The sequence below is a fragment of the Sphingopyxis sp. genome (genome assembly GCF_025869345.1).
In the GTDB taxonomy this organism is placed as follows: domain Bacteria; phylum Pseudomonadota; class Alphaproteobacteria; order Sphingomonadales; family Sphingomonadaceae; genus Sphingopyxis.
The window spans coordinates 1-5,625 of record NZ_JAOZVW010000118.1 but is presented as its reverse complement, the minus strand read 5'-3'; the positions used below and the strand labels follow the sequence as shown (position 1 = coordinate 5,625).

Annotated in this window: 3 protein-coding genes; all 3 read right to left on the bottom strand. The window is 64.2% G+C overall.

The features are described from left to right. Window positions 1-66: 66 nt before the first annotated feature. The 3 genes from OJI97_RS12555 to cobT all read right to left on the bottom strand — a co-directional run bounded on the left by OJI97_RS12555 (window position 67) and on the right by cobT (window position 5,540). Complete coding sequence (locus OJI97_RS12555; protein WP_297663941.1) at window positions 67-1,506, bottom strand: aldehyde dehydrogenase family protein; 1,440 nt, start codon at window positions 1,504-1,506, stop codon at window positions 67-69. 180 nt (window positions 1,507-1,686) lie between these two features. After that, window positions 1,687-3,333 carry an acetolactate synthase large subunit gene (locus OJI97_RS12550; RefSeq protein WP_297663939.1) on the bottom strand — a complete coding sequence of 549 codons (1,647 nt, stop codon included), beginning with the start codon at window positions 3,331-3,333 and terminating at the stop codon, window positions 1,687-1,689. A gap of 383 nt (window positions 3,334-3,716) precedes the next feature. Next, window positions 3,717-5,540, bottom strand: coding sequence for a cobaltochelatase subunit CobT (gene cobT, locus OJI97_RS12545; RefSeq protein WP_297663937.1), 1,824 nt, complete (start codon window positions 5,538-5,540; stop codon window positions 3,717-3,719). Window positions 5,541-5,625: the final 85 nt, after the last annotated feature.

The window sequence follows — 5,625 nt, the reverse complement described above, 5'->3', positions numbered from 1 at the left end:
CAATCCAGAGTGGCGTAAACCGCCCTGGATTGCTTCGCTTCGCTCGCAATGACGAAGTCGTTGAAATCAGACCCGCCGTATCACCAGATTCCGTATCTCGCTCATATCCTCCATCGCGAAGCGGATGCCTTCGCGGCCGAGCCCCGAATCCTTCACGCCGCCATAGGGCATGTTGTCGACGCGGTAGCTCGACACGTCGTTGACGACGACGCCGCCGACCTCGAGATGATCCCACGCCTCCAGCACCTGGTGCAGGTCGCGGGTGAAAAGACCGGCCTGAAGGCCGAACTTGCTGTCGTTGACCTCCGCGAGCGCCGCGTCCCAATCGGTGAATTTCGACAGGATGGCGAGCGGTCCGAAAGCCTCTTCGCGATAGGCTTTGGCGCCGCGGTCGACCTCTTCGAGCAGCGTCGCCTCCAGCATCGCGCCCTCGCGCTTGCCGCCGACGAGCAGTTTCGCGCCGTTCGCGATGGCTTCCTGAATCCAGCCATCGAGCCGCGCGGCTTCCTTTTCGGAGATCATCGGGCCGATGAAGGTATTGCGGTCCTTGGGATCGCCCGCGACCAGCGTCTTGGTCTTTTCGACCAGCATGTCGCGGAATTTGTCGTAGATGTCGGCGTGGATGATGATCCGCTGGACGCCGATGCACGACTGGCCCGATTGATAGAAGGCGCCGAAGATGATGCGCGCGAGCGCATGGTCGAGGTCGGCGTCCTTGTCGACGATCACCGCGGCGTTGCCGCCGAGTTCGAGAACGATCTTCTTCTTGCCCGCCTTGGCCTTGAGGTCCCAGCCAACGCCGGGCGAGCCGGTGAAGCTCAGCAGTTTCAGCCGCTCGTCGGTGGTGAAGAGGTCGGCGCCGTCGCGGCTCGCGGGGAGGATGCTGAACGCGCCCTCGGGGAGGATGTCGCATTCGGCGAGCACTTCGCCCATGATGATCGCGCCGAGCGGGGTCATCGACGCGGGCTTCATCACGAAGGGGCAGCCGATCGCGATCGCCGGCGCGATCTTGTGCGCGGCGAGGTTCAGCGGGAAATTGAACGGCGAGATGAAGCTGCACGGCCCGATCGGCACCCGCTTCCACATCCCCATATAGCCCTTGGCGCGGGGCGAGATATCGAGCGGCTGAACTTCGCCATAATTGCGCACCGCTTCCTCGGCGGCAATGCGGAAGGTGTCGATCAGGCGGCCGACCTCGCCCTCGGCATCGGCGATCGGCTTCCCCGCCTCGACGCAGAGTGCATAAGCGAGTTCGTCGAACCGCTCCTGAAAGCGGCCCACACAGTGGGTCAGCACGTCGCGCTTTTCATAGCTCGCGAGCTTCGCCATCGGTTCGGCGGCGCGCACCGCCCCGGCGATCGCTTCGTCGATCACATCGGGGGTCGCGAGCGCGGTGCGGAACGCGACCTCGCCGGTATATTTGTCGGTGACGACAAGGTCGGTGTTCGGCTGCACCGCCTTGTTGTTGAGGTAGAGCGGGTAAACGTCTTTCAACTTCACAATCATTCTCCAAGGCTGTCATCCCCGCGAAGGCGGGGATCCAGCTTCTTCAATTTTCCTTCTTCGTGCCTTTGCGCCTTTGCGCGAGTCCAAAATTTCCTCACGCAAAGGCGCAAAGGCACGAAGAAGAAAGCTGGATCCCCGCTTTCGCGGGGATGACAAGAAAACTGGCGGTCGCGAAGCCTGTTACAACTCCTTCGACAGCTTCTTGATGTCGACGTTCAAAATCTGGTCATTCTCCGAATAGTCCACCGGGCAATCTATCAGGTGGACGCCCGGCGTGCTCAGCGTATGCGCGAGCAATTCCTGGAGGTGCGCGGCGCTTTCGACGCGATGGCCCTTGGCGCCATAGGCTTCGGCATATTTGACGAAATCGGGGTTGCCGTATGTCAGCCCCCAATCCTTGAAGCCCATGTTCGCCTGTTTCCAGCGGATCATGCCATAGCTCGAATCGTTGAGGATCAGCACGGTGATGTTGAGGCCGAGGCGCACCGCGGTCTCCATCTCCTGGCTGTTCATCATGAAGCCGCCGTCGCCGCAGATCGCCATCACCTTGCGGCCCGGATAGACCATCGCCGACATCATCGCGCTCGGCAGCCCCGCGCCCATCGTCGCGAGCGCATTGTCGAGCAGCACGGTGTTCGGGCGATAGGCGGTATAGCCGCGCGCGAACCAGATTTTATAGACGCCGTTGTCGAGGCAGATGATCCCGTCGTCGGGCATCGCGGCGCGGACCTGCTGCACCAGATGCGGCGGGAAGATCGGGAAGCGCGCGTCGGCGGCGAGCGGCGCGGTGTGATCGACCTCGGCCTGGCGATAGGCGAGCATATGGTCGAACGCCCAGCCGCCGTTGGGGACGATATCCTCCTTCATCTGCCAGATCGCGTTGGCGATGTCGCCGATCACCTCGATGTCGGGGAAATAGACGGGATCGACCTCGGCGGTCTTGGTCGAGATATGGATAACGGTCGGGCCGCCGCTCTTCATGAAGAAAGGCGGCTTTTCGATGACGTCGTGGCCGATGTTGACAATGCAGTCCGACGCCTCGACCGCGCGGTGGACGAAATCGCCCGCCGACAGCGCGGCGCAGCCGAGGAATTTCGGGTGCCGCTCGTCGATCACGCCCTTGCCGAGCTGGGTGGTCAGGAAGGGGATGCCGGTCTTTTCGATGAACTGCAGCAGCATCCGGCTGGTCATCGTGCGGTTCGCGCCCGCGCCGATCACCAGCACCGGCGATTTCGCATTTTCGAGTGCCTTCACCGCTTCGCGGATCGATTTGACGTCAGCGGTCGGCCGGCGCGAATGGCTGCGCTTCAGCGGCAGGCTTTCGGTATGCTCGTCGGCGATATCCTCGGGCAGTTCGATATGCACCGCGCCGGGCTTTTCCTCCTCGGCGAGGCGGAAGGCCTCGCGCACGCGGCTCGGGATATTGTCCGACGAGGCCATCTGGTGGGTATATTTGGTGATCGGCCCCATCATCGCGACGACGTCGAGGATCTGGAAGCGGCCCTGCTTCGATTTCTTGATCGGTTTCTGCCCGGTGATCATCATCATCGGCATCCCGCCGAGCTGGGCATAGGCGGCCGCGGTGACGAAATTCGTCGCGCCGGGGCCAAGCGTCGCGAGGCAGACGCCGGTCTTGCCGGTGTGGCGGCCATAGGTCGCGGCCATGAAGCCCGCGCCCTGTTCGTGGCGGGTCAGGATCAGCTTGATCTTTTTCGAGCGCGACAGGCTGTCGAGAAAGTCGAGATTTTCCTCGCCGGGAACGCCGAAGATATATTCGACGCCCTCTTCCTCGAGGCATTCGATGAACAGGTCGGATGCTTTTTTCATGCTATAGTCGCCCCCTCAGCCCATGCACCGCGCCGGTGCGGCGTTTCAGTCCGTGCCGGCGACCAGCGGCGCAAATATCGGCGCAGCGGTTCCCGTCGTTGCTCGCGAGTCCCTGCATTGCCGGGGAGGATTTGTAACGAGGGGGGAGGGGGTTGTCACGCGGGGCTTGGGGGAACTGTAAACCATTCCTTTGAACCCTCGTCATTGCGTGCGCAGCGAAGCAATCCAGAGCGGTTGGTGCACCCGCTGGATTGCTTCGCTGCGCTCGCAATGACGGGGAGGGGAGGCTGCGGGGTGGGTGATCCCCTGCAGTATGGGACAAGATTCGCGCGAAAGCCCGGAAAAACGGCCTAACTTTAGAAGTCGTGTCGTCCGATTGCGCCTCAATCGATGTCGAACAGCCCCGCCAATTGCTCGACCATCGTTCCGCCCAATTGTTCGGCGTCCATGATCGTCACCGCGCGGCTGTAATAGCGCGTGACATCGTGGCCGATGCCGATCGCGCAGAGTTCGACTGGCGAACGGTTCTCGATCCATTCGATCACTTGCCGCAGATGCTGGTCGAGATAGGCGCCGTGGTTGACCGACAGCGTGCTGTCGTCGACCGGCGCGCCGTCGCTGATCACCATCAGGATGCGGCGTTCCTCGGGGCGGTTGATGATGCGGTGGTGCGCCCACATCAGCGCCTCGCCGTCGATATTTTCCTTGAGCAGCCCCTCGCGCATCATCAGGCCGAGCGACTTGCGGGCGCGGCGATAGGGTTCGTCGGCGGGCTTGTAGATGATGTGGCGGAGGTCGTTGAGGCGGCCGGGGTGCGGCGGGCGCCCGGCGGCGAGCCAGTCCTCGCGGCTCTGCCCGCCCTTCCACGTCCGCGTGGTGAAGCCGAGAATTTCGGTCTTGACCCCGCAGCGTTCGAGCGTGCGCGCGAGGATGTCGGCGCTGATCGCGGCGATGCTGATCGGCCGCCCGCGCATCGAACCACTATTGTCGAGGAGCAAGGTGACGACGGTGTCGCGGAAATCGGTGTCGCGCTCGACCTTGTACGACAGCGAACTGCCGGGCGAGACGACGACGCGGGCGAGGCGCGCGGCGTCGAGCTGACCTTCCTCCTGATCGAAATCCCACGCGCGGTTCTGCTGCGCCATCAGGCGGCGCTGGAGCCGGTTCGCGAGCTTGGTCACCGCGCCCTGCAGATGCGTCATCTGCTGGTCGAGATAGGCGCGCAGCCGCGTCAGTTCGTCGGCGTCGCAAAGCTCGGTCGCGGCGACGATCTCGTCATGCTTTTCGGTGAAGCGGATGTAATTGAAGTCGGGGACGTCGGTCGGCAGGCGGTTGGGGCGGACGGGGAGCATTCCCTCGTCGCCTTCGCCGCCCATCTCGGGCTCGCCGTCGGCCTCCATCTCCTGCGCGTCGGGGTCGGATTCACCGTCGTCGGCCTGGTCTCCGGCCATTTCGGCGCGCGCGTCGACCTGGCTTTCGCCGGCGCCGCCGTCCTCGCTTTCCTGTTCTTCCTGGCTGTCCTCGGCCTCGGACTCATCCTCTTCGCCGCTGTCTTCGGAGCCCTGCTCGACCGGCTCGTCGCCCTGGATGAGGTCGAGGTGGCGGAGCGCGAGCTTCGCGGTTTCGGCGAAGGCGGCCTGATCGTCGATCAGCATCGCGAGCGCGGTCAGGTCGCCACCCGCGTCCTTGGTGATCCATTCGCGCACCAGCGACAGGCCGGTCTCGGTGCCCTGCGGCGCCTGCTCGCCGGTCAGCGCCTCGCGCAGCATCAGTTCGAGCGCGCTCGATATCGGCACATCGTCCTTGGTCTGCGCGCGGGCGATCGGGTCCGACCGCATCCGCATCGCGAGGCTGGCCGACAGATTGGCGCGCATTCCGGCCATGTTACGCGCGCCGAGCGCCTCGACCCGCGCGCGCTCCATCGCGTCGAACGCGGCGGCGGCGAGCGGTTCGGCGGGGCGCGCGGCGTTGTGGAGCTTGTCGCTGTGATGCTTCATGCGCAGCGCATAGCTGTCGGCGAAGCCGCGCGCTTCGGCGACCTGATCGCGCGGCAGGGTGCGCGACGGGGTCGGCACCTTGATCGCCTTGCCGATCTGCGCGGGGGCGTCGGCGGTGAAGCCGACCTCAACCTCCGCATCGCGGGTGACCGCGCGCGCGACGCTCGACAGCGCGGTTTTCAGATCGTCGAGGGGAGATTGGGAGGCCATGACGAGTCGGCTCTAACCAGCTTTTGGGACGGAAGGAAGAGGATGGGCATGGGACATCTCACATTCGTCACCCCGGACTTGATCC